This window comes from Arthrobacter sp. RT-1, assembly GCF_003367205.1.
Classification (GTDB): Bacteria; Actinomycetota; Actinomycetes; order Actinomycetales; family Micrococcaceae; genus Arthrobacter.
This window is the reverse complement of record NZ_QRGQ01000024.1, coordinates 97,867-120,544: the sequence shown is the minus strand read 5'-3', so window position 1 is coordinate 120,544 and position 22,678 is coordinate 97,867. Positions and strand designations below refer to the sequence as shown.

18 protein-coding genes are annotated in these 22,678 nt (G+C 66.2%); 4 read left to right on the top strand and 14 right to left on the bottom strand.

Going from position 1 to position 22,678, the window contains the following annotated elements:
• Nucleotide 1: 1 nt before the first annotated feature.
• From DXK94_RS16225 to DXK94_RS16190, 8 genes are all read right to left on the bottom strand, one after another.
• The gene (locus tag DXK94_RS16225; protein WP_115525747.1) at nucleotides 2-862 is read right to left on the bottom strand and encodes a shikimate dehydrogenase; all 861 of its coding nucleotides are present in this window, start codon (nucleotides 860-862) and stop codon (nucleotides 2-4) included.
• Nucleotides 859-2,472: an endolytic transglycosylase MltG gene (gene mltG, locus DXK94_RS16220; RefSeq protein ID WP_115525746.1), complete on the bottom strand. Its 1,614-nt coding sequence runs from the start codon at nucleotides 2,470-2,472 to the stop codon at nucleotides 859-861. The genes DXK94_RS16225 and mltG overlap by 4 nt, the downstream gene beginning before the upstream one ends.
• Nucleotides 2,469-3,068 (bottom strand): Holliday junction resolvase RuvX, encoded by a 600-nt coding sequence (ruvX, locus tag DXK94_RS16215; protein WP_115525745.1) that lies wholly within the window; start codon nucleotides 3,066-3,068, stop codon nucleotides 2,469-2,471. The genes mltG and ruvX overlap by 4 nt, the downstream gene beginning before the upstream one ends.
• Before the next feature lie 7 nt (nucleotides 3,069-3,075).
• The gene (gene alaS / locus DXK94_RS16210; RefSeq protein WP_115525843.1) at nucleotides 3,076-5,754 is read right to left on the bottom strand and encodes an alanine--tRNA ligase; all 2,679 of its coding nucleotides are present in this window, start codon (nucleotides 5,752-5,754) and stop codon (nucleotides 3,076-3,078) included.
• Nucleotides 5,755-5,879: 125 nt separating this feature from the next.
• The gene (locus DXK94_RS16205) at nucleotides 5,880-6,110 is read right to left on the bottom strand and encodes a DUF6167 family protein (protein WP_181884855.1); all 231 of its coding nucleotides are present in this window, start codon (nucleotides 6,108-6,110) and stop codon (nucleotides 5,880-5,882) included.
• A 17-nt stretch (nucleotides 6,111-6,127) separates the two neighbouring features.
• Nucleotides 6,128-6,502 (bottom strand): DUF948 domain-containing protein, encoded by a 375-nt coding sequence (locus DXK94_RS16200; protein ID WP_079596215.1) that lies wholly within the window; start codon nucleotides 6,500-6,502, stop codon nucleotides 6,128-6,130.
• Nucleotides 6,503-6,647: 145 nt separating this feature from the next.
• Entirely contained in the window at nucleotides 6,648-7,274 is a 627-nt protein-coding gene (gene rpsD / locus DXK94_RS16195; RefSeq protein WP_043454433.1) for a 30S ribosomal protein S4, read from the bottom strand.
• 170 nt (nucleotides 7,275-7,444) lie between these two features.
• Nucleotides 7,445-8,866, bottom strand: a complete 1,422-nt coding sequence (locus DXK94_RS16190) for a replication-associated recombination protein A (RefSeq protein WP_115525743.1) — start codon at nucleotides 8,864-8,866, stop codon at nucleotides 7,445-7,447.
• A 68-nt stretch (nucleotides 8,867-8,934) separates the two neighbouring features.
• On the opposite strand from DXK94_RS16190, the gene DXK94_RS16185 reads away from it, so the two are divergent.
• The gene (locus DXK94_RS16185) at nucleotides 8,935-9,609 is read left to right on the top strand and encodes an acVLRF1 family peptidyl-tRNA hydrolase (protein ID WP_115525742.1); all 675 of its coding nucleotides are present in this window, start codon (nucleotides 8,935-8,937) and stop codon (nucleotides 9,607-9,609) included.
• On the opposite strand, the gene DXK94_RS16180 is transcribed toward DXK94_RS16185, so the two are convergent.
• The 3 genes from DXK94_RS16180 to hisS form a co-directional block, all read right to left on the bottom strand.
• On the bottom strand, nucleotides 9,610-10,362 hold the full coding sequence (locus DXK94_RS16180; RefSeq protein WP_258868584.1) for a GNAT family N-acetyltransferase: 753 nt from the start codon (nucleotides 10,360-10,362) through the stop codon (nucleotides 9,610-9,612).
• A gap of 116 nt (nucleotides 10,363-10,478) precedes the next feature.
• Nucleotides 10,479-12,281, bottom strand: a complete 1,803-nt coding sequence (gene aspS / locus DXK94_RS16175; RefSeq protein WP_079596219.1) for an aspartate--tRNA ligase — start codon at nucleotides 12,279-12,281, stop codon at nucleotides 10,479-10,481.
• A gap of 135 nt (nucleotides 12,282-12,416) precedes the next feature.
• Nucleotides 12,417-13,787 carry a histidine--tRNA ligase gene (hisS, locus tag DXK94_RS16170; protein ID WP_115525740.1) on the bottom strand — a complete coding sequence of 457 codons (1,371 nt, stop codon included), beginning with the start codon at nucleotides 13,785-13,787 and terminating at the stop codon, nucleotides 12,417-12,419.
• A 245-nt stretch (nucleotides 13,788-14,032) separates the two neighbouring features.
• On the opposite strand from hisS, the gene DXK94_RS16165 reads away from it, so the two are divergent.
• From DXK94_RS16165 to DXK94_RS16155, 3 genes are all read left to right on the top strand, one after another.
• Nucleotides 14,033-14,851, top strand: a complete 819-nt coding sequence (locus tag DXK94_RS16165) for a peptidylprolyl isomerase (RefSeq protein ID WP_115525739.1) — start codon at nucleotides 14,033-14,035, stop codon at nucleotides 14,849-14,851.
• Nucleotides 14,852-14,918: 67 nt separating this feature from the next.
• Nucleotides 14,919-16,568 (top strand): DUF349 domain-containing protein, encoded by a 1,650-nt coding sequence (locus DXK94_RS16160; RefSeq protein WP_115525738.1) that lies wholly within the window; start codon nucleotides 14,919-14,921, stop codon nucleotides 16,566-16,568.
• Between the two features lie 100 nt (nucleotides 16,569-16,668).
• The gene (locus DXK94_RS16155) at nucleotides 16,669-17,409 is read left to right on the top strand and encodes a type IV toxin-antitoxin system AbiEi family antitoxin (RefSeq protein WP_147294392.1); all 741 of its coding nucleotides are present in this window, start codon (nucleotides 16,669-16,671) and stop codon (nucleotides 17,407-17,409) included.
• Here the strand turns inward: DXK94_RS16155 and DXK94_RS16150 are convergent.
• From DXK94_RS16150 to secD, 3 genes are all read right to left on the bottom strand, one after another.
• Nucleotides 17,290-19,680: a bifunctional (p)ppGpp synthetase/guanosine-3',5'-bis(diphosphate) 3'-pyrophosphohydrolase gene (locus tag DXK94_RS16150; protein WP_079596223.1), complete on the bottom strand. Its 2,391-nt coding sequence runs from the start codon at nucleotides 19,678-19,680 to the stop codon at nucleotides 17,290-17,292. The genes DXK94_RS16155 and DXK94_RS16150 overlap by 120 nt on opposite strands.
• 182 nt (nucleotides 19,681-19,862) lie before the next feature.
• Nucleotides 19,863-20,879, bottom strand: a complete 1,017-nt coding sequence (secF, locus tag DXK94_RS16145) for a protein translocase subunit SecF (protein ID WP_115525737.1) — start codon at nucleotides 20,877-20,879, stop codon at nucleotides 19,863-19,865.
• Nucleotides 20,879-22,636: a protein translocase subunit SecD gene (secD, locus tag DXK94_RS16140; RefSeq protein ID WP_115525736.1), complete on the bottom strand. Its 1,758-nt coding sequence runs from the start codon at nucleotides 22,634-22,636 to the stop codon at nucleotides 20,879-20,881. Before secD ends, secF begins: the two co-directional genes overlap by 1 nt.
• Between the last annotated feature and the right edge of the window lie 42 nt (nucleotides 22,637-22,678).

Below are 22,678 nucleotides of genomic sequence, written 5' to 3'. Positions count from 1 at the left end.
GTCACAACGCCCGTCGGGGAAGGCCGACTGCGTCACACATCACATCTATGACAGCTGCATTAACGTCATCTCCACGGCGCGTGAAAAGGCGCACCTGTTCCACGGCCTGGTACAGCAGCATTTCCAGGCCGGGCACCACGGCGCCGCCGCCTGACTGCCACACCGTGGCTATCAGGCTGGGCCAGGGATCGTACGCCACGTCCAGCAGCACGCCAGGGGTAGGGGTCTTCAGCGCCGCCACTTCAGCCGCAAGTCCGTCCGCCGCACGCGGCGGCAGGGTGGAGATGACGACGTCGGCACTTGCCGTGGGGCGGGCAGCGTCAGTGAGGCTGCGGATCTCCAGGTCCACGCCGAGGGCTTCCGCTGCCGCGCGCACATCGGCGGTGCGGGACGTGTCCCGGACAAAGACCTGGGCGTGGGCCGTCCCGAGTTCCTTGAGGGCGGCGACCGCTGATGCAGCGGTCCCCCCGCCGCCGAGGACGACGGCTGAAGGTGCTGCTGCACTGCCGGCGTGGCGGACCGCGTTGACGATGCCGGCCACATCGGTGTTGGAGCCGATGGCTTTCCGCGTCCCGTTGTGGTCTTCGAAGGAAACCGTGTTCACCACGCCCAGCGTCTTGGCGACGCCCCGTACTTCATCCACCTGGCTGAGCATGGCGGTCTTCAACGGCATGGTCACCGAGAGCCCGCGCCAGCCCTGCTGGTCACGGATCTGTCCCATCAGCGAAGGCAGCAGGCCTTCGGTGACGTCGATGGCCGTGTAGCTGATCCCGATCCCCAGCTGCGCGTACGCGGCAAGATGCAGTGCCGGTGATTTCGAGTGGCTGATCGGGTGGCCCAGGACGGCAGCCCGCAGGCTCATGCGCAGCGGCCCACGTTTGCCATGCACCAGGCGTTGTACTGCTCCACGTAGGTGTTGTGTTCCGCCAGCGTGCGGGAGAACTTGGTCTCCTTGGTATCCAGGTTGATGGTCACCCAGTACAGGTAATCATTGGTTTTGGGCCTGGCGGCCGCATCGATGGCGGTCTTGCCCGGCGAACCGATGGGGCCCGGCGGAAGGCCGGGGTTTGCGTACGTGTTGTAGGGGTTGGAGCTGTCCTGGCGCTGCTCGTCCGTGAAGTTGTAGCTCTTGGTTCCCAGGCCGTAGGTGACGGCCGAGTCCACCTGCAGGAAGCCGTTGGTCTGGTCGTTGGGCTTGAGCCTGTTGTAGATGGCCCCTGCCACGTCACCGTATTCGGCCTGGCCACCCTCTGCCTGCACAATGCTGGCAACGATGACGGCCTCGTACTGCTTGGCAGGATCCGAGATCCCCTGCGATACGAGTTCGTCGACGGTTATTTTGACCAGTGCCTGCAGGATGTCCTTCGCCGGTGTGCCAAGCGGGAACCGGTGCTCACCCGGGGCCAGGTACCCTTCGAGGTTCTTCGCGTTCGCGGGCAGGCCGAACTGCTGCGGCTGGTCACTCAATGCCTGCAGGTCCTGTACGGAAACGCCGGATCCCTCGGAGATGGCCTGCAGTGATTCGCCAACGCGCAGTCCTGCGCTCAGGGCAAAGTAGATGACCTTTGTCTTGTCCTTGCCAAGCAGGACGTTGACGGCGTCCGAATTCTTCATTTCGGCCTTGAAGGTGTAGTCGCCCGGCGACAATATTCCCCCGGAAGCGGCGAACGCCTGCAGGAACGTGTCGGCGTTGGCCACCACTCCCTTGCTTTCGAGGTCGGCGGCAACCGACCGGGTGCCCTCGCCATTGTCGACGGTCACCTGGACTTCGCCTGAACCCGGGCCCGGGAAGTCGCTGGGCTTGTCGGTGCCAAGGAGGGGCTTCAGGAACTGCGCTCCCACCGCTACAGCGGTAACGAAGACGGCGAGCGTCAGGAACAGCGCCAGCAGCCTGCGGCGGCGCCGCACCTTCTTTGACGGCTTGGCCACTACCTGCGCTGCCGATGAACCGGGAAGGAACTCATGGTGGGTACCGCCATCGTGATGTGCCTCGTAGTGGGTCGGGTGGTGGTGGACGTCATGATGGGAGGCCGCATCGTACTCCTGGCCATGGTCCGGGTAGTCGTACCCGCCCGTGTGGTGGGCATGGTCGGCATACTGCGTGTCTGCCACATACTGGTGGCCCACCAAGGCAGGTTCGGCGTAGGCGTCATGCGCATCATCCTGGTGGTCCGCCTCGTGCGGAAGTGCCTCCTGGATGGACGGGGGCGCCTGGGGAACGGCCGGTACCGGCTGGGCTGCTGTCACAGGCTCAGCAACGGGAGCCTCAGGAATCGACGGTGCCGGCACGGCCGGCGGTTCATCGGGCAGTGGCGGAACATCGTGTCCGGTCTCGTACGCCTGCTCGGGAACGGTTCCCTGGCCGCCGGTGTTGAGGCTCTTTTCGCGTGCCCGTATTTCCTTGCGGGTCAGCGGCCTCGCTGCCCCGGCGTCCAAGGGGCCGGAAGCGTCGTCAATGTTGGCAGGGCTCACTGTTGCCTTCCATTATCTAAAGATGGGGCCGTGTCCCCCGGGGTAGCGCGGACGGACTCGTCCACCTCGCCGACCCCCAGGCCCACGGACGGGGAAGGCGGTGTCACGCGTGAGCCGACATCCGCTCCCCTGGCTTTCTGCATGTCGATGGCGTGCTGAAGGATACCTGCCGCCGCGACCTGATCAACTACTTTACGGTGATTCCTGCTGCTCATGCCAGCTTCGTGCAGGCTGCGATGGGCCGTGACGCTGCTCAGGCGTTCATCCACGAGGTTCACGGGCACCGCCAGACCGCGGGCCGCCAGTTCGGTGGCCACCAGCAGGGCGTACTCCGTGGCCATCCGTGCGGACGAGTGCTCTTCGCCCTTCATGGTGCGGGGCAAACCGACGATGACCTGCACGGCTTCCAGTTCCTCGGCAAGCTTGGCGATGACGCGGACGTCCGAGTTCTTCCTGGCGTTGCGGTCCAGCGTTTTATAGGGCGTTGCCAGGATGGAGTCGCGGTCACAGATGGCCACGCCCACCCGGACGGTGCCCACGTCCACCCCCAGTTTCACGCCCTGGGGGTAGCCGCCGGCAGCTGCAGGATTGGTCATGGCAGGGTTAGCGACGTTCGACGGCGTCGACGACCGCTGCCAGGGCAGCGCCCACCTTGCCGGCGTCCGTGCCGCCGCCCTGGGCAACGTCGTCCTTGCCGCCCCCGCCGCCGCCAAGGATGCCGGCAGCGAGCCGGACCAGGGCGCCGGCTTTGACGCCGGCCGCCCGTGCTGCCTCGTTGGTTGCCACCAGGATCATGGGCCGGTCGTTCGCCACGCCTGCGACGGCTACGGTGGCTGCGGCGGAGCCGAGCCGGTTCCGCAGGTCAAGGGCGAGGCCGCGGAGGTCGTCGGCGCCGCTGACCGTGCCGGCGTCATGGGCGATAACGCTGACGCCTGCGGCGTCCCTGGCGCTGTTCACCAGCTGTGCGGCGGAGGCTGCGAGCTGCTCCTTGCGGAGGCGGTCCAGTTCTTTCTCGGTGGCCTTGAGCTTGGCGAGGGTGGCGGCGATCCTGTCGGCGAGCTGCCCGGAGGGAACCTTCAGCATGTCGGTCAGCTCCGTCACCAGCGCACGCTCGGCGGCCAGGTGGCGGAAGGCGTCCATGCCCACGAAGGCCTCCACCCGGCGGTTTCCCGAACCGACGGACTGCTCCCCCAGCAGGGAGAGGCTGCCGATCAGCGAGGTGTTGGCAACGTGTGTTCCGCCGCAGAGCTCGCGGGACCAGGCACCGTCGATCTCCACCACGCGGACTTCGCTGCCGTAGTTTTCGCCGAAGAGTGCCATGGCACCCAGGGCCTTGGCCTCGGCCAGCCCCATCACCTTGGTCTCCACGGAGTAGTTGTTGCGGATGGCGAGGTTGGACACTTCCTCGATTTCCGAGCGGGTGGCAGTGCTCAGGCCCTCGCCCCAGGCGAAGTCGAAGCGCAGGTAGCCGGCCTTGTTGTAGGAGCCGCGCTGGGTGGCCTCGGGGCCAAGGATCTGGTGCAGCGCAGCGTGCACAATGTGCGTGCCGGTGTGGGCCTGCTCCGCGGCGTGCCGGCGGTCGCGGTCCACCGCGGCGCGGACCAGCGAGTCGGCGCCGATTTCGCCTTCCCGGACAATCGCCTTGTGCACGCTCAGGCCCTTGAGCGGGCGCTGGACGTCGAGGACCTCGACGACGAACCCGTCGCCGGTGATGAGGCCAGTATCGGCTGCCTGTCCGCCCGCTTCGGCGTAGAACGGGGTTTCCGCGAGCACCAGCTCGATTTCATCGCCCGTTGCGGCCTGCTGGACCGGACGTCCGGCGGCGAGCAGTCCGCGGACGCGGGATTCGCCGTCGAGCTCGGTGTAGCCGGTGAAGACCGTCTCGCCCTGGCCAAGGATCTCCTGGAAGGCAGAGAGGTCGGCGTGGCCGCCCTTCTTGCCCTTCGCGTCGGCCTGGGCACGCTGGCGCTGCTCCTGCATCAGGCTGCGGAACGCGGCTTCGTCAACCTTGAGCCCGGCTTCCTCAGCCATTTCGAGGGTGAGGTCGATGGGGAACCCGTAGGTGTCATGCAGGGTGAAGGCGTCTGCGCCGGACAGCGGCCTGTTCGCGGCCTTGGACTCCTTGACGGCGTCTTCCAGGCGTGCGGTGCCGGAGGCGATAGTGCGCAGGAAGGCTTTCTCTTCCGCGTATGCGATGCGGCTGATCCGTGCGAAGTCGGTTTCGACAACCGGGTAAACGCCCTTCATGGCGTCACGGGAGGCGGGCAGCAGCTCGGGCAGGCAGGCCTGCTCCACACCCAGGAGCCGCATGGAACGGACGGCACGGCGGATAAGGCGGCGCAGGACATAGCCGCGGCCTTCGTTGGAGGGGGTGACGCCGTCGGAAATCAGCATCAGGGCGGAGCGGATGTGATCGGCGACGACGCGCATCCGGACGTCGTCCGTGTGGTGCGGATCCTCGTCGGTTTCGGCGGAGGTGTATTCCTTGCCGGACAGCTCGGCGGCCTTGTCGATGACGGGCCGGACCTGGTCCGTCTCATACATGTTCTCGACGCCCTGCAGGATCATGGCCAGGCGCTCCATACCAAGGCCGGTGTCAATGTTGCGCTTGGGCAGCTCGCCCACCACATCGAAGTCTTCCTTGGAACGCACATTTTCGATCTGGTACTGCATGAACACGAGATTCCAGATCTCGATGTAGCGGGTTTCATCCGCCAGCGGACCGCCTTCAACACCGTAGGCGGGGCCGCGGTCGTAGTAGATTTCCGAGCAGGGGCCGGCCGGGCCGGGCTGGCCGGTGTGCCAGTAGTTGTCCGACTTGCCCATCTTCTGGATCCGCTCGGCGGGAACACCGGTGTTCTTCAGCCAGAGTTCCTTGGCTTCGTCGTCCTCTTCGTAGACCGTCACCCACAGCAGTTCGGGCGCAAGTCCGTAGCCGCCGTCGTCAACGCTCTTGGTGAGCAGCTCCCAGGCGAACCTGATGGCGTCTTCCTTGAAGTAGTCGCCAAAGGAGAAGTTTCCGCACATCTGGAAGAACGTGCCGTGCCGGGCAGTCTTGCCCACTTCCTCAATGTCGCCAGTGCGGATGCACTTCTGCACACTGGTGGCGCGGGAGTAGGGGGCTTCTTCGCGGGCCGTGAGGTAGGGGATGAACGGCACCATGCCGGCCACCGTGAACAGCAGCGAGGGGTCGCTGGAGACCAGCGACGCGGAGGGAACCGCTGTGTGGCCCTTGCTGACAAAAAAGTCAACCCAGCGCTTTGTGATCTCCTGCGACTTCATGAGCTGTTTCATACCCTTCTTGGTCCGCGCATTGGACGGCGCGGAAATATTCGTTCAGGTGGCAGGACCCCAGGTGTGCGGTTCCTGCCGGTGGTTCAGGCGGTTGGCCGGCGGCTGCCTGCCGGTCAGCGGCGGGCCACTTCCCCGGATTCGACGCCGAGCGCGGTCCGCAGATCCGTTTCCCGTTCCCGCATTCCGGCCCGGACGGCGTCGGCGAAGTCGTAGACACCGTCCGCCAGCCGCCCCACTGCCCGGTTGAGGCCTTCCGGCCCCAGGTTGGACTGCGCTTCGCTCACCTTGCGGAAGGCGATGACTCCGATGGCCACGCCGATTCCCATCCAAACAAGTCGTTTCATTTTAGATCTTTCAGGACTTAGCGGCTGCGGCGGCCGGCAGCGGGCTTCTTGCGGTTGGCCAGCGCGGTGCGGACACCGTAGCTGAACGCAGCCACCTTGATGAGCGGCGAGCCAACGGTGGCGGCAACCAGGGAGGACAAGGCCGAGAGGTTGGCGGAGGCGTCCGAGACGTTGGACGAAATGCCGTCCACCTTCTTCAGCTGCTGGTTGGTGGTAGAGACCGTGGCGGTAACCTCATCCATCAGGGGCGTGGCGCCGTCGCTGATGGACCGGATGGCAGTCCGTACCTCGTCGAAGACCTTGCCGAGCTTCAGGATGGGCACGGCGAGCAGCAGCACCAGCAGCGCAAACACCCCGGCAGCGATCAGGCCGGCAATATCGCCACCAGACATAGACGTTCATCTCCTCGAAATTCTGTGGTTCGCAACATCCTGCACGCGGCGCCGAAAAGCGCATTCCGCGGATGTCCCCCAAGTACCTTACATACAAAGAAGCCCGTGGCGCTTGCCACGGGCTTCTTTGGATACGCTGCTGGGATTAGCGTGCGTAGAATTCGACGACGAGCTGCTCTTCGCAGGTCACCGGGATTTCGGAGCGCTTGGGGCGGCGGACCAGGCGGGCCTGCAGTGCCTCGAGCTTGACGTCCAGGTACGCCGGAACGGCGGGCAGGACGTCGCGGTGGGCGCCGGCTGCTGCAACCTGGAGCGGAACCATGGTTTCGCTGCGGCTGTGAACGTGGACCAGCTGGCCCTCGCCGACGCGGAACGACGGACGGTCAACGCGGATGCCGTCAACCATGATGTGGCGGTGCACAACGAGCTGGCGGGCCTGGGCGATGGTGCGGGCGAAACCGGCACGCAGGACCAGGGCGTCAAGGCGCATTTCGAGCAGTTCGATGAGGTTCTCACCGGTCAGGCCCTTGGTGCGGCGTGCTTCTTCGAAGGCACGGGTCATCTGTGCTTCGCGGATGCCGTACTGGGCGCGCAGGCGCTGCTTTTCGCGCAGACGTACGGCGTAGTCGGAGTCCTGCTTCTTGCGGGCGCGGCCATGCTCACCGGGGCCGTACGGGCGGCGCTCCATGTACTTGGCGGCCTTGGGGGTCAGAGCGATGCCGAGGGACCGCGAGAGGCGGGCCTGACGGCGAGCACGAGTGTTGTTAGCCACTTGTGTCCTTCCAATATCTGCGGTGTGTCAGTGTTACTGGCCTCCACGATGGAGAGCATCGGCCAACCGCTGCCTTTTGCTACTGGGCACAGGGCATAACCAACTCGAAGAAATTCGGGGGGATTGTGCGTCCGTGCCTTGCCAGACAAACATCTATCCTACCACGGCGGTTACTTCCCCCGGACAATCTTCCGCAGGCGCTCCAGCCGGACGGCGATGTCCCGTTCGGCGCCGTTCCCGGTGGGCTTGTAGTAGTCCCTTCCCACCAGGTCGTCCGGCGGGTATTGCTGGGTGGCCACGGAATGCGGGGCGTCGTGGGCGTACTTGTAACCCACGCCATGGCCCAGCTGCTTCGAACCGGGATAGTGCGCGTCGCGCAGGTGCGCGGGAATTCCATTGCCAAGGCCTGCGCGGACGTCGGCGACGGCCTGGTTGATCCCCATGTAGGCGGCATTGGACTTGGGTGCCGTGGCCAGGTGGACCACGGCCTCGGCGAGGATGATCCTGCCCTCGGGCATGCCGATCAGCTGGACGGCCTGCGCCGCCGCCACCGCAGTCTGCAGTGCAGTGGGATCAGCCATACCCACATCCTCGGAGGCCGAAATCACGATCCGGCGCGCAATGAAGCGGGGGTCCTCGCCGGCTTCGAGCATGCGCGCGAGGTAGTGCAGGGCTGCGTCAACGTCGGAGCCGCGGATGGACTTGATGAAAGCACTGATGACGTCATAGTGCTGGTCGCCCGCACGGTCGTACCTTACCGCGGCGACGTCCAGAGCGCGTTCCGTGTGCTTCAGGTCGACGGCGACCGGCCCCTCCCCCGCATCGTCCGCGTCACCGAAGGCCACACCTGCCGCAGCTTCCAGGGCCGTCAGGGCACGCCGGGCATCACCACCTGAGAGCCTGACCAAATGGTCCAGTGCTTCCCCGGTGAGGTCCACCTTTCCGTTCAGTCCGCGCGGATCGGCGACGGCGCGCTGGATCAGCCCTTCGATATCCCCGTCCGTCAGCGGGCGGAGCGTCAGCAGCAGGGAACGGGACAGCAGCGGTGAGACCACGGAGAACGACGGGTTTTCCGTGGTGGCGGCCACCAGCACCACCCAGCGGTTTTCCACCCCCGGAAGCAGGGCATCCTGCTGGGCCTTGTTGAAACGGTGGATCTCGTCCAGGAACAGGACCGTAGTGGTTTTGTAGAGGTCCCGGGCGGTGAGTGCGTCGTCCATGACGCGCCGCACGTCCTTGACTCCGGCAGTAATCGCGGAGAGCTCCACGAACTTCCGGCCCGGTCCGCGGGCAATCACGTGCGCCAAGGTTGTTTTGCCGGTTCCCGGCGGGCCCCAGAGAATGAGCGAGGTGGGGCCGGCGGGGCCCGAGGTGTCTGCTCCCGCCCCTGCAGCAAGCTGGCGCAGGGGCGAGCCCTGGCCGAGGAGGTGCTGCTGGCCAACTACCTCGTCGAGGGTGCGGGGACGCATCCGGACGGCGAGCGGACCGCGGGGGGAAGTGTTACCCCCTCCCCCGGCAGTCCGGGCGGCGGCAGGCGCATTGTCGTCGCCGTCGTCGTCATTACCGGGCCCGTGCCCGAAGAGATCATCCACATAGATAGGCTACTTCCAGTCGTTCGGCTTTCCTGCCGGCACCCAGCTGCCTACCAAAGGATCCCGCCATGCCCGCCCGAGCTGCCGCCGGAAACCGCCCGCCTTCCGTCCGGACCGCTTTCGTTCCCGGCAGCCGGCTGGCCGGCTGGGTGGAGCGGTTCGGCGCCGCGCATGGCGGCTGCGTGCTGCACGATGACGACGACGGGCTGCGGCTTGTGGCTGCCGACGGCGCCGAAGCGCTCCTGCAGGCGCCGTGGCCCGTGGATGGGAGGCCAGGACGCGGGTCGGATGCCGTGGAACGCCTGGCGTCGCTCGCATCGCAGCCCCGCCGGCTTGGTCTCTTGCTGGTTCGCCGTGGCGGTTATGGCCTGGGTATCGCCGCCGAAGGGCAGCTGCTGGCTTCAAAGGCGGGCACACGGTACGTCCAGTCCCGGACGGCGGCCGGCGGCCAGTCCCAGCAGCGCTTCGCCCGGCGCCGGTCCAACCAGGCCGATGCGCTGGTGGAGGCGGTGGCGGTGCAGGCCGCTGAAGTGTTTGGCCGGGGATCCTTCGAATATCTGCTTCCCGGCGGCGACCGGGCGCTGGCGGACCAGGTCCTGGCGCACCCGGCTCTGCAGGAGTACGCCCGCCTGCCGCGGCTGGCCTACCTCGACGTAGCCGAGCCCAAGGCAGCGGTCGTGAAAAAAGCGGCGGCAGATGCCTGTTCCGTCCGGGTGCAGGTGACCGACGCGCAGCCCGGATAGTCAGCAGCCGGTAAGGTGCCGCCTGGGCCGTTCCTGCCGGTAGAGGTAACGTCCCGTTTCCTGGAACCCCGCCTTTGCATAGAGCTCCTGGGCGGCCCGGTTCGCGGCGGTGACCAGCAGCCAGCAGCCTTCCAGCCCCCGTTCGGCCGCGGCCTGCAGCAACGCGTCGAGGATGCGCGTGCCGTGGCGGCGGCGGCGGGCGTCCGGATGCGTGGCCATGCAGTAGATCCCACCCCACCCCTGCGTCTTGTCCGGAAGGGCAAGGCGTCCGACGGCGGCGGGCCGGCCGCCGTCGTCCCGCACGAGGGCGTACAGGGCTGGGCAGCCTTCCAGGATTCCGCGGGCGGTTGCCAGTGCCTCCGCGCCACCGCGGCCGTCCACGTCCCACCACACCCGCAGCCATTCATCCGATGGCTGCGCTGAGAGTTCGACGGTGCGGTCAGGCGCCGCCGCAGCCGCCAAAGGCCGGCTTGTCATGATCAGCGTCTCCGACTGCCGCGTAAACCCCTCCGCATCCAGGAAAGTGTTGAGGGGTGCCGTGCGGGCATCGTCAAAAACCTGGAAGATCACCGGCAGCCGCCGGCTGCGGTACCAGGACCTGGCGTCCCGGAGCAGAGCCGGAAAGTGAGGGGAACCGCCGTCGGGAATCCGGCGCGGCCAAATGGAGTTGGCGCGCTGCGTTACTCCATCCGCGGCCCGGAAAACCCAGCCGCCCGATTCGTGCCGGTCCACAGCAGGCCAGGCAGCATCCATGGCCGTCTCGACCGCAAAACGTGTTGTGTGGATGCCCGGCACCTTCATCTCCTTCATAAATGGCAGAAGACTCCCCGGACGTGCCGGGGAGTCTCCTGCCGTATGGCCGTCAGCCGTTACTTGGCGACCGCTTCTGCCTTCTTCACCTCGACGGGCCTGGTGGCCTCAGGCTTGAAGTCGACGCCGGCTTCCTTGCGCTGCTGCGGCGTGATGGGGGCCGGAGCGTCCGTCAGGGGGTCGTGGCCGCCGCCGGACTTCGGGAAGGCGATGACGTCGCGGATGGAGTCCACTCCCGCCAGCAGGGAAACCACGCGGTCCCAGCCGAAGGCGATGCCGCCGTGCGGGGGTGCGCCGTACTTGAACCCTTCAAGCAGGAAGCCGAACTTGGTCTGGGCGTCCTCCTTGTCCAGGCCCATCAGCTCAAAGACGCGCTCCTGCACGTCGCGCTGGTGGATACGGATGGAGCCGCCGCCGATTTCGTTGCCGTTGCAGACGATGTCGTAGGCGTAGGACAGCGCGGACTCGGGGTCCTTGTCGAAGGTGTCCAGGAACTCGGGCTTGGGCGAGGTGAAGGCGTGGTGGACGGCAGTCCACTGGCCGGCACCCACCGCCACGTCGCCGGAGGCCACGGCTGCGGCAGCAGGTTCGAACATGGGCGCGTCCACTACCCAGCAGAACGCCCAGGCGCTGGGGTCGATCAAACCGGTGCGGTGTCCGATTTCCACGCGGGCGGCACCCAGGAGTGCACGCGACGGCGTCTTCTCGCCGGCAGCGAAGAAAATGCAGTCGCCCGGCTTGGCGCCGACGGCGTCTGCCAGGCCGGCCCGCTCGGTGTCGGTGAGGTTCTTGGCCACCGGGCCGGCCAGCTCGCCGTCCTCCTTGTACAGGACGTAGGCCAGGCCCTTGGCTCCGCGCTGCTTGGCCCATTCCTGCCAGGCATCCAGGGCACGGCGTGCCTGGGACGCCCCGCCGGGCATGACGACGGCACCCACGTACGGGGCCTTGAAGACGCCGAAGTTGGTGTCCTTGAAGAATTCGGTGAGCTCGGTCAGCTCCTGGCCGAAGCGAAGGTCCGGCTTGTCCGAACCGAAGCGGGCCATCGCATCGGCATAGGTGATCCGCTGGATGGGCGTGGGGATCTCCACATCGATGAGCTTCCACACTGCCTGGACGATGTTTTCGCCCAGCGTGATGATGTCGTCCTGGTCCACGAAGCTGGCCTCGATGTCCAGCTGGGTGAACTCCGGCTGGCGGTCCGCGCGGAAGTCCTCGTCCCGGTAGCAGCGGGCGATCTGGTAGTACTTCTCGAAGCCGCCAACCTGCAGGAGCTGCTTGAAAAGCTGCGGCGACTGCGGAAGCGCGTACCACGAGCCCGGGGCCAGGCGTGCCGGAACCAGGAAGTCACGGGCGCCTTCCGGCGTCGAACGCGTCAGCGTAGGGGTCTCAATCTCCACGAAGCCGTCCCGGTGGAGCAGTTCGCGGGCCACCCGGTTGGCTTCCGAGCGCAGCCGCAGGTTGCGGCTGGGGCCGGGGCGGCGGAGGTCCAGGTAGCGGTGCTTGAGGCGGGCTTCCTCGCCCACTTCCACGTGCTCGTCGATCTGGAACGGCAGTGGGTCCGAGGTGTTCAGTACCGTAACGTCCTCGGCGATGACCTCGATCTCACCGGTGGCAAGCGCCGGGTTCTCATTGCCTTCCGGCCGCTTGGAAACGGTGCCCTTGATCTGCAGGACGTACTCGTTGCGCAGGCCGTGGAAGACCTCTTCCTCGCGGACCACAACCTGGGCCACGCCCGAAGCATCGCGCAGGTCAACGAATGCCACACCACCGTGATCACGGCGGCGGCCCACCCAGCCGGCCAGGGTTACGGTTTGTCCAATGTGCTCGGAACGAAGGGATCCGAGGTCATGTGTGCGCAGCACAGCACACCTTTCTAGAGAGAACAGAAGGAAAGCAGTGGGAATTTAAAAGGAACCACTCCAGGAACGGTCCCGTCCGAGTTTACCCGCTGGACGGCGGCTGTCACCGCACGGCGGACCCGGGGCGGACGAACCGTCTCAGACCGCGGTTGCCACTTGGGCTGCCGTGGCCACCTGGACGGTGAGGTCCTCCGACGGCGGCGCCCAGGTTTCGGGCGCGGCTGCCACCTGCTCCCCCGACCGGATGTCCTTGACCTGGTGGGTGCCGTCGTCGTCCGTGAACCAGACGAACGGGATGCCGCGCCGGTCAGCGAACTTGATCTGCTTGCCGAACTTCTCCGCCTTGGCGGCCACCTCGGTGGGGATGCCGCGGCTGCGCAACTGCGCTGCCACGTCCTGGGCTGCGTCCCAGCTGTCATCGCTCGCCAAAGCCACCAGCACCGCGGTAGGCACCGAACGGGAAGCCTTGGCCAGGTCCTGGCTCAGGATGCGGGAGACCAGCCGGGTAACGCCGATGGACAACCCGACGCCCGGGAACTTCCGGTTGCCTTTGGATGCCAGGGCGTCGTAACGGCCGCCGGAGCAGATGGAGCCCAGCTGCTCGTGGCCCACCAGGACGGTTTCCACCACTGTTCCCGTGTAGTAGTCAAGGCCGCGGGCGATGCTGAGGTCTGCCACCACCTTGCCGGGAGCCCGCTGGACAGCGGCGTCAATCACCTGTTCCAGCTCGTTCAGGCCTTCGTCCAACAGGTCGTTGCTGACGCCCAGCGCCCGGACCTGGGCCACGAAAGAGGTGTCCTCAGTGCGGATACCGGCCAGCTGCAGCGCCTTCTGTGCCTGCTCATCGGTGGCACCCAGTTCTTCCTTCAGCAGTTCCGCCACCTTGGCCGGGCCCACCTTTTCGAGCTTGTCGATGCTGCGCAGCACGCCGGCGGTGTCCTCAAGGCCGATGCCCCGGTAGAAACCTTCGGCAAGTTTGCGGTTGTTGATCCGCAGCCTGAAGTCCGGGATGGGCAGCGCGCTGAGCGCCTCCGCGATCACCAGCGCGATCTCAACGTCATAGCGGAAGGGCAGTTCACCGTCGCCCACCACATCGATGTCCGCCTGCGTGAACTCGCGGGCACGGCCTTCCTGCGGACGCTCACCCCGCCATACCTTCTGGATCTGGTAGCGGCGGAACGGGAACGCCAGGTAGCCGGCATTCTCCACAACGTACCGGGCGAAGGGGACGGTCAGGTCGAAGTGCAGTGCAAGCGCGTGCGGATCGGCTTTGCCTCCCTTGACGGGGTTGGCGCCTTCATCCTCCTGGAGCCGGCTGAGCCCGTACACTTCCTTGTCGATTTCACCCTTGCGCAGCAGCTGGCCCACCGTCTCCACGGCGCGGGTCTCGATGGAGCCGAACCCGTGCAGTTCGAAGACCCGGCGCAGGGTGTCCAGGACATGGAGTTCCACCAGCCGCTCCTCGGGAAGCCACTCGGGGAATCCGGACAGGGAGGCGGTGCGTGCCATGGAAGTTCTCCTCTTGGTGCGCCGGATGCAGCCGCATTTCGCCCGCTGTGGGCGCGGAACCGCGGCAGTCCAGCCAGTCATGCATAAACTATGTGCGGCAGTCAGTTTATGCGTCATCCGTGTGCATCTCTAATGCGCCGGACCGGCAGGGCTCGGCCGTCAGAAAACTGTGCCTGCGGCCAACATGCCCCTGCGCAGCAGCCCGACAACCAGATGGCGCAGCAGCCCGACAATGAGGAGGACCCTTGGCGGCCAGTTCACGCAGTGCCCGCGAAGCCAAACGGCGTATCCAGCAGATGGAAGCCAAGCGCGAGCTGAGGCGGGACCAGGAGAAGCGGCGCAAGCGCGACAACCTCGTGGCCGCCGGTGCCGGAACCGCCGCCGTGGTGCTCGCCGTCGTCCTCCAGCTCACTGCCTTCGCCGGCAACCCGACGGAGGACGAATTCGCTGCAGCCGAGGCCGGCCTGACCGATCCGTCAGCCTCGGCTGACCCCTCTGCCAGCACGTCAGCCCCACCCACCAATGGCCCCAACATCCCGGCCGCCGATACCGCCGCCGGCAAGACCTTCACCGGTGACCTGGTCCTGAACGGACGCCCGCTGGGTGTGGAGCTGGACGGCACCAGCGCCCCGCAGGCTGCGGCGGTCTTCAAGTCCCTCAGCGATGAGGGCTTCTACAACGGAAAGACCTGTCACCGGCTCACCACCGCGGATGCGTTCGGCGTCCTGCAGTGCGGTTCGCCCACGGGCGACGGGCAGGGCGATCCCAATTACACCTGGGGACCGTTGGAAAACACACCGGCTGACAATACCTATCCTGCGGGCACCATCGCCGTGGCAAGGACAGGCAACAACGCCTACGGCAATGGCACCCAGTTCTTCATCGTCTACAAGGACACTGCCATCCCGGCCGACTCGGCAGGGGGCTACACGGTGGTCGGAAGGGTGACGTCGGGACTGGACGTGGTGTCGAATATTGCTGCCGCAGGGATCACGCCGGGCAGCAGCGACACAGACGGCGCGCCTGTTGAACCAGTCACGATAGACTCGTTTTCTCTGAAGTAGGAAGCCGGGCCAACGTGGCTGCGGTGCAGAACGTGAGTATTTCCCTCCAAGCGAAAGACTTTTAGCGGTGACAGACAGTCAGAAATCCGACGAAACAGCAACAGACCTGACCGAAGCGGCGGCCAACGCCACGGACCTCGCAGGAACTGAAGCAGCCAGCACACCGGAAACGGAAGTACGCGCCGAGGTCCCTGCAGAAGACGGTACCCCCGCCGCGGAGGCCGTCGAAGCGCCGGCCGATGAGGCCCCGGCCCAGGAGGCCCCGGCCCAGGAGGCCCCGGCCCAGGAGGCCCCGGCCGAGGAAAGCCCCTCCGCCGAGGTTCCCGAAACCGCCGCCGCGCCCGCACCTGCACCGGCCCCCGGCCCCCGGCCGTCCGCCCCGTCCCCCGCAGCCTTCGCCTCCCGTCCCAAGCCGGCAGCAGCAGCGCCGGCCGTGGCTCCGGTCCAGGCACCGCCGGCCACGTCGCTGGCAGAGGCCTCGAAGTGGGGTCGCGTGGAAGGCGACGGGCACGTCTTCCTGACCATCGACGGCGGCGAGCACCCCGTAGGCCAGTACCCCGGCGTGAGCGACGACGAGGCCCTGGCGTACTTTGCGCGGAAATACGACGACGTGGTGGCCCAGATTGTGCTGCTTGAACAGCGCGTCAGCTCCAAGGCCCCCAGCACCGACATGCAAAAAACGGTGACGCACCTGCGGGAGCAGCTCGCCGAACGCAATATGGTGGGTGACCTGCGCGCTGCCGAGGCGCGGCTGGACAGCCTTTCCACGCAGATCTCCGAACTCGAAAAGGCGGAGAAGGCCGAGCACGACGCCGTCCGGGCGTCCGAGCTTGCTGCCCGCGAAGCCATCGTGGCTGAAGCAGAGCAGATCTCCGGCCAGGACCCGGCACAGACACAGTGGAAGACATCCAGCGCGCGCATGAACGAGCTGTTTGAGAGCTGGAAAGCTGCGCAGAAGAGCGGCGTCCGCCTGGGCCGCAGCAACGAAGACGCCCTGTGGAAGCGGTTCCGCGCCGCCCGCACCGTTTTCGACCGCCACCGCAGGGCCTACTTCTCCCAGCTGGACAGCAACAACTCCTCGGCCAAGGCTGCGAAGGAAAAGCTGATCGCCGAAGCTGAGGCGCTATCCACGTCCACGGACTGGGGATTCGCCGCCGGTGAGTACCGCCGCCTGATGGACCAGTGGAAGGCGTCCCCTAGGGCAAGCCGCAAGGACGACGACGCCCTGTGGGCCCGCTTCCGCGCTGCGCAGGATGTATTCTTCACGAACCGGCAGGCCGCCAACGACGAGATCGACCAGGAGTATGCCGCCAACCTCACCGTCAAGGAAGCCCTCCTGACGGAAGCCAACGCCATCCTTCCGGTCACGGACCTTGCAGCCGCCAAGAAGGCACTGCAGTCCGTCCGCGACCGGTGGGAAGAAGCCGGCAAGGTGCCGCGCGCCGATATGGGCCGCATCGAGGCCGGGCTCCGCAAGGTTGAGGACGCCGTGCGCCACGCCGAGGAAGAGCAGTGGCAGCGGTCCAACCCGGAGCGTAAGGCACGCACCAACAGCGCCCTGTCCCAGCTCGAGTCCGCCATCGCCAGCCTGCAGGATGACCTGGCCAAGGCGGAAAAGAGCGGTGACCAGCGCAAGATCAAGGCTGCGCAGGAAGCCCTCGAGGCCCGCCAGGGGTGGCTTGACCAGATCCAGCGTTCGGCCAGCGAGCTCTCCTGACCTTCCGGCTGTTCCTTTAGGGGACAGGCCCGGTTCCGGTTTTCCACAAAACCGGAACCGGGCCTGTTCCCGTTAACGGGGTTCGCGGCAGGATGGACGGATGGCGACACCATCGGTTCCTTCCACTGCCGCAGCAGGCATTGACCCGCCGCCGGGCGGTTCCACAGCGGCACCCCGCTTTCCCGAGCTGTATGCGCCGGGCATGCCCTTTGCCTTGCCGGAACTGCAGTCGCTTGCGTCGGACGGACTGCTTGCCCGCTTCCATCAGCATGGCTACACCCTGCCGGAAGTGCCGGCCTCCCCGCAGCTGCGGGCAAGGGCTGCCGCGTCCGCCGTTCCTGCATCAGTGAGGCAACGGGTGGTGGCGGGCCGCATGACGGCGGCCTGGATCTACGGCTGCGCAGCCGAGCCGGACCGTCTTGCACTGCTGGTGGATGCCAAGCGGCGGGTCTCGAGCCTGCGCAATACCAGGGGCTGCACCCTCCACGAGGTCAAGCTGGGGCCGTTCGACGTCGTCAGCCTGGGCGGCCTGATGGTGTCCAGCCCGTTGCGGACGGCGCTGGACGTCGCGCTGCACGTCGATGCCGAGCGCGCCGTGCCCACGCTTGAGCGTTTACTGGCGCGTCCGCAGAAGGACGTGCGGCTGCGGCTGCTGGTCCTCGCAATCGAGGCGTCGCCGCGCGTGCCGCACAAAAGGGCGGCACTGGAGAAGCTGGCCCGGCTAACTCCGGCGCTTGTTTCCAGTGGTGCGGTAGACATCAAAGACACCGTCGATCCGGCGGACGGCGCTGAGGACGTGGCTCAGATACTTGGGGTCGCCCATCTCGAAGGCGAACTTTGAGATGGCCACACGGTCGGTCGATGTGTGGACGCTGGCGGCAAGGATGTTCACGTGGTTTTCCGAAAGCACCCGGGTCACGTCGGACAGCAGAGACTTGCGGTCCAGGGCTTCCACCTGGATCTCAACGAGGAACACGCTTGACTGGGTGGGTGCCCAGTCCACATCAACAATCCGGTCCGGCTGGTCCTTCAGGTCCGAAATGTTGGTGCAGTCCGTCCGGTGCACGGATACGCCCGAACCGCGGGTCACGAATCCCAGGATGGGGTCGGGCGGGACAGGGGTGCAGCAACGCGCCAGTTTGACCCAGACGTCGCCGACGCCACGGACCACCACACCGGAATCCGAGAACCGCGCCTTGGTGACCTGGGTGGGGATGCTGACTTCGGAGATGTCGTCGTCGGCGCTCTCGTTGCCGCCGAGGCTTTCGACGAGCTTCTCCATCACCGACTGGGCGGAGGTGTGGCCGTCACCCACGCCGGCGTAAAGGCCGGAAATGTCCACGTACTTGAATTCTTCGGCAACCGCTGCCAGGGCCTCGTGCGTCATCAGGCGCTGCAGCGGAAGGTTCTGCTTCCGCATGGCCCGGGTCAGGAGTTCCTTGCCGCGGTCGATCGCCTCTTCGCGGCGTTCCTTGCTGAACCACTGCCGGATCTTGTTCCGGGCACGTGCGCTCTTGACGAAGTGCTGCCAGTCCTGGCTGGGCCCGGCGCCTTCGGCCTTGGATGTGAAAATTTCCACCCAGTCGCCGTGGTTCAGTTCGCTGTTGAGCGGAACGAGCTTCCCGTTGACGCGGGCGCCGATGGTGCGGTGTCCAACTTCCGTATGGACCGCATAGGCGAAATCGACAGGGGTGGAGCCGGCCGGAAGTGCCATGACCTCACCCTTGGGGGTGAAGACGAACACCTCGCGGGCGTTGATCTCGAAGCGCAGGGAGTCCAGGAACTCGCCCGGATCCGAGGTCTCCTGCTGCCAGTCCACCAGGGAGCGAAGCCAGCCCATGTCGCCGTCACGGGGGCTGCCGGGGCCCACGGCGGTGCGGTTGGGCTGGTCCTTGTACTTCCAGTGTGCTGCCACACCGTATTCCGCCCGGCGGTGCATTTCGTGGGTCCGGATCTGGATTTCCACGGGCTTGCCGCCGGGGCCGATTACCGTGGTGTGCAGCGACTGGTACATGTTGAACTTGGGCATCGCAATGTAGTCCTTGAACCTGCCGGGCAGCGGGTTCCAGCGCGAATGCATCGTGCCCAGGGCTGCATAGCAGTCCCGGACGGAGTCCACCAGGACGCGGACGCCCATGAGGTCGTTGATGTCGTCGAAGTCCTTGTCGCGGACGATCATCTTTTGGTAGATCGAGTAGTAGTGCTTGGGCCGTCCCGTGATGGTGGCCTTGATTCGGGCGGTGCGCAGGTCCTCGGTGATCTGGTCGCGGATGACGCTCAGGCTCTTCTCGCGCTCGGGCGTCCTGTCCCCCACCATCCGCACGATCTCTTCGTACACCTTGGGGTACAGTGCGGCGAAGGAGAGGTCCTCCAGCTCCCACTTGATGGTGTTCATTCCCAGGCGGTGCGCCAGCGGAGCGAAGATCTCCAGGGTTTCCCGGGCCTTGCGTGCCGACGATTCGGCCGAGACGAAGCGCCAGGTGCGGGCGTTGTGCAGCCGGTCGGCCAGTTTGATCATCAGGACACGGATGTCCTTGGCCATCGCAACAACCATCTTGCGGACCGTTTCGGACTGGGCGGCCTCGCCGAAGCTGACCTTGTCCAGCTTGGTGACGCCGTCAACCAGCATGGCCACTTCGGGGCCGAAGTCCCGCTTCAGGTCAGCGAGGGTGTAGGGGGTGTCCTCTACGGTGTCGTGCAGGAGGGCAGCTGCCAGGGTGGTTCCGCTGAGCCCCAGCTCGGCGAGGATGGTGGCCACTGCCACGGGGTGGGTAATGTACGGATCGCCGCTTTTCCGTTTCTGGCCCCGGTGGCTCTGCTCCGCGACGTCGAACGCGCGCTGGATGAGGTCGAAGTCCTCTTTGGGGTTGTTGGCCCGTACGGTCCTCAGCAGCGGCTCGAGGATGGGCGAATAGGTAGCGGTGCCGCGCCCGGTCAGGCGGGCCAGCCTGGAGCGGGTGCGCTCCCTGCGTCCGGGGAATGTGGGGCGGGACCCCGAGTTGTCAACGGGCACCAATGAGCCTGGGCGCGCTGATGCCGCAACCCCGGTTTGTACACCGGCAGGATTCTTGTCTCCCTGTGCCGTTGGCGCCGACGCCGAACGTTCTTCCAATGAAGCACCCCTCACCACCGTCTTAATTACCTCAGTCTATTCCCCGCGGCGGCGACTTTTATAACCGGCCCCTAAATGTGCCGAAGGAACAGGCAAGGGCCGGACACCTGTGGTGTCCGGCCCTTGCCGGCTTTCAGGCAATCAGCCTGGGGTGTTGCGCCCGTTCGTGGGATTGCGCCTGTTCAGGCCTGGGCAGGTTCAGCCGAAGCGGGCCGCTCCGTGGTGCTGGCCCGGCGGTGCTCCACGCGCTTGGCCTGCCTGACAAGGTCCGGTTCGTTCTGCCGCAGCCAGGCGTACATCGGGGCAGCGACGAAGATCGTGGCGGCCGTGCCGATGAGGATACCGACAAACAGCGCCAGCGAAAGGTCGCGGAGAGTACCCGCACCCAGCAAGCCTGCACCGATGAACAGGATGGCACCCACCGGGAGGATGGCCACCATCATGGTGTTGATCGAGCGGACCAGGGTCTGGTTCACGGCGAGGTTGACTTCCTCCGCGAACGTGCGGCGCGTTGAAGCGTCCAGTTCTGCCGTATTTTCGCGGATCTTATCGAACACCACCACGGTGTCGTAGAGCGAGTAGCTCAGGACGGTGAGGAAGCCGATGATGGCCGACGGCGTCACTTCGAAGTCACTGAGGGCATAGACGCCGGCCGTGATGAACATGGTCACCGCCATGCCCGCGATCGCCGAAAGCGACATCTTCCAGGTCCGGAAGTAAAGTGCCATCAGCACGGCGGCCAGCAGCACGAAGATCACCAGGCCGATCAGTGCCTGCTTGGTGACGTCGGCGCCCCAGGTGGGTCCCACGAAGGTCGAGGTCACCTCGTTGTCGGTGACGCCGTACGCCGTGGTCAGGCCCTCCTTGATCCGGAGTGTCTCATCATCCGTGAGCTTGTCCGTCTGGATCCGCATGGTGGTTCCGGCCACGTTGGCCACGCGGGGAACGCTGCCCTCCACCACGTCCGTGACGGCTTTCTCGCCCAGGGCTGCGTCCGTGGTCTTCACGTTGGAGACCGTGAACTCGGATCCGCCCCGGAATTCAATGCCGAGGTTGAAGCCGCCCTTGGCCACCGGGATGATGATGGACAGGGCCACCGCGACGGCGGCGATGATGAACCAGATTTTCTTGGAACCCACAAAGTTGTAGGAACGCTTTCCGGTGTAGAGCTCGTTACCGAAGTTGGCGAAGCCGGACATTACTTGTTCTCCTTCGCTGCGGTCTTCGAGGAGCCGGCAAGCTGCTCCTGCTTCTCCGCCAGGCGGCGTTCCGCGATGGTCATCCTGCGTTCAGCTTCCGCCGCCGCGCCGGCGTTCTTGGCCCGGACCACGGACGGCTTGTCCTCGGGGGTGCGCAGGCGTCCGGCACCGCGGTACAGCGGCACGGCCCCGAGGCGCTTGGGATCAAGGCCGGACAGCGGGTGGCCCTCGCCGAAGAACCTGGTGCGGGCCAGCAGCTGCAGCGTGGGGTGCGTGAACATGAACACCACGATGAGGTCGGCGATGGCGGTCAGGCCCAGGGTGAAGGCGAACCCGCGGACGTTGCCCACTGCTACGAAGTACAGGACGAGCGCGGCCAGCAGGTTGACTGCCTTGGAGGCAAGCACGGTGCGCTTGGCCCGCTTCCAGCCGTTCTCGACGGCGGACACCAGGCCGCGGCCTTCGCGCAGCTCATCGCGGATGCGTTCGAAGTAGACGATGAAGGAGTCCGCTGTCTGGCCGATGGCAACGATGATGCCGGCGACGCCGGCCAGGGACAGGCGGTAGTTTTCCGTCCAGCCGAGGATGGCGATGGCCAGGTAGGTGAGGACACCGGCCACCACCAGGGAGGCGATGGTGACGAAGCCCAGCGCCCGGTATTGGAAGAGCGAGTAGACCACCACCAGCAGGAGCCCGATCAGGCCGGCCAGAAGGCCCATGCGCAGCTGTTCGCCACCCAGGGTGGCGGAAATCTGCTGCTCGCTCTGGATTTCGAAGCTGATCGGAAGGGCGCCGAACCGGAGCTGGTCAGAGAGTGCTTTGGCCGTCTGCTCCGTAAAGCCGCCGGTGATCTGCGGACGGCCGTCGGTGATGACAGCCAGCGAACGGGGTGCGGAGATGACCTGGTCGTCCAGGACAATGGCGAACTGGGCCTTGGGGTCGGTGCCCGATTCCCCGCCGGCGGCCACGTAGAACTGGTTTAGGCGTTCGGTGACTTCCTTGAACTTGGCCGTTCCCTCGTCGTCGAACTGGATGTTGACTGCCCAGTCGTTGGTGACGGCTCCCTGTGCGCCCTGCTGCAGCTGGAAGGACGAGGTGACAATGTTGCTGCCCTTGACCTCAACCGGACCCAGGATGTACTTGATGGCAGGCGTGGTGTCAGTGGCGGGTTCACAGGTGACCAGCGGCTTGGCCGGGTCGGAGCGTTCCTGCTCGTCCTGCGACGGATTGTCGCAGTCCAGGGTCTCGAACTGGCGGTAGATCTCGGGCGTGATCCAGTTGATGTCGCTGCTGTTGGCGGGCTCGGCCGTCGGCTTGGGCAGCTGGTCTTCGGGCGCCCGGGACTCCTCGGGGACCGGCGCACCGGCTCCGTTGAGGAGCACGGGGCGGAAGTTCATGTCAGCGGACGCCTGGATCAGGTCGCGGGTCTGGCTGGAGGGGGTTCCGGGAAGGCTGACCACCACGTTGCGCCCGGACTGGGTGCTGATCTCGGCTTCGGCGACGCCTGAGCCGTCAACCCTTTGGCGGATGATGGCCACCGCCTGGTTGAGCTGCTCTTCGTTGATGTCCGAACCGCCCTCGACCTTCGGCGCCAGGATCATCTGGGTTCCACCTTCGAGGTCCAGAGCCAGCTTGGGCGCCCAGCTTGCCTGCCCGGCCAGGGTGCCGCCGGCCAGGACGGCGGTCAGCGCGGCGATGAGTACACCGAGCCAGACCAGGACCCTGAGGCCTGGTTTCTTGGGGCCAGTTCGTGCCATTGTCGATCTTTCTCTTATTCACGGAGGAACCGCCGGTGCCTG

Excerpts from the sequence above, each read along its gene's own strand:
- DXK94_RS16225 (WP_115525747.1), bottom strand. The coding sequence starts at position 862 with ATGAGCCTGCGGGCTGCCGTCCTGGGCCACCCGATCAGCCACTCGAAA.
- ruvX (WP_115525745.1), bottom strand. The coding sequence starts at position 3,068 with ATGACCAATCCTGCAGCTGCCGGCGGCTACCCCCAGGGCGTGAAACTG.
- alaS (WP_115525843.1), bottom strand. The coding sequence starts at position 5,754 with ATGAAGTCGCAGGAGATCACAAAGCGCTGGGTTGACTTTTTTGTCAGC.
- DXK94_RS16205 (WP_181884855.1), bottom strand. The coding sequence starts at position 6,110 with ATGAAACGACTTGTTTGGATGGGAATCGGCGTGGCCATCGGAGTCATC.
- DXK94_RS16200 (WP_079596215.1), bottom strand. The coding sequence starts at position 6,502 with ATGTCTGGTGGCGATATTGCCGGCCTGATCGCTGCCGGGGTGTTTGCG.
- DXK94_RS16185 (WP_115525742.1), top strand. The coding sequence starts at position 8,935 with ATGCCCGCCCGAGCTGCCGCCGGAAACCGCCCGCCTTCCGTCCGGACC.
- DXK94_RS16180 (WP_258868584.1), bottom strand. The coding sequence starts at position 10,362 with ATGGATGCTGCCTGGCCTGCTGTGGACCGGCACGAATCGGGCGGCTGG.
- hisS (WP_115525740.1), bottom strand. The coding sequence starts at position 13,787 with ATGGCACGCACCGCCTCCCTGTCCGGATTCCCCGAGTGGCTTCCCGAG.
- DXK94_RS16155 (WP_147294392.1), top strand. The coding sequence starts at position 16,669 with ATGGCGACACCATCGGTTCCTTCCACTGCCGCAGCAGGCATTGACCCG.
- secF (WP_115525737.1), bottom strand. The coding sequence starts at position 20,879 with ATGTCCGGCTTCGCCAACTTCGGTAACGAGCTCTACACCGGAAAGCGT.
- secD (WP_115525736.1), bottom strand. The coding sequence starts at position 22,636 with ATGGCACGAACTGGCCCCAAGAAACCAGGCCTCAGGGTCCTGGTCTGG.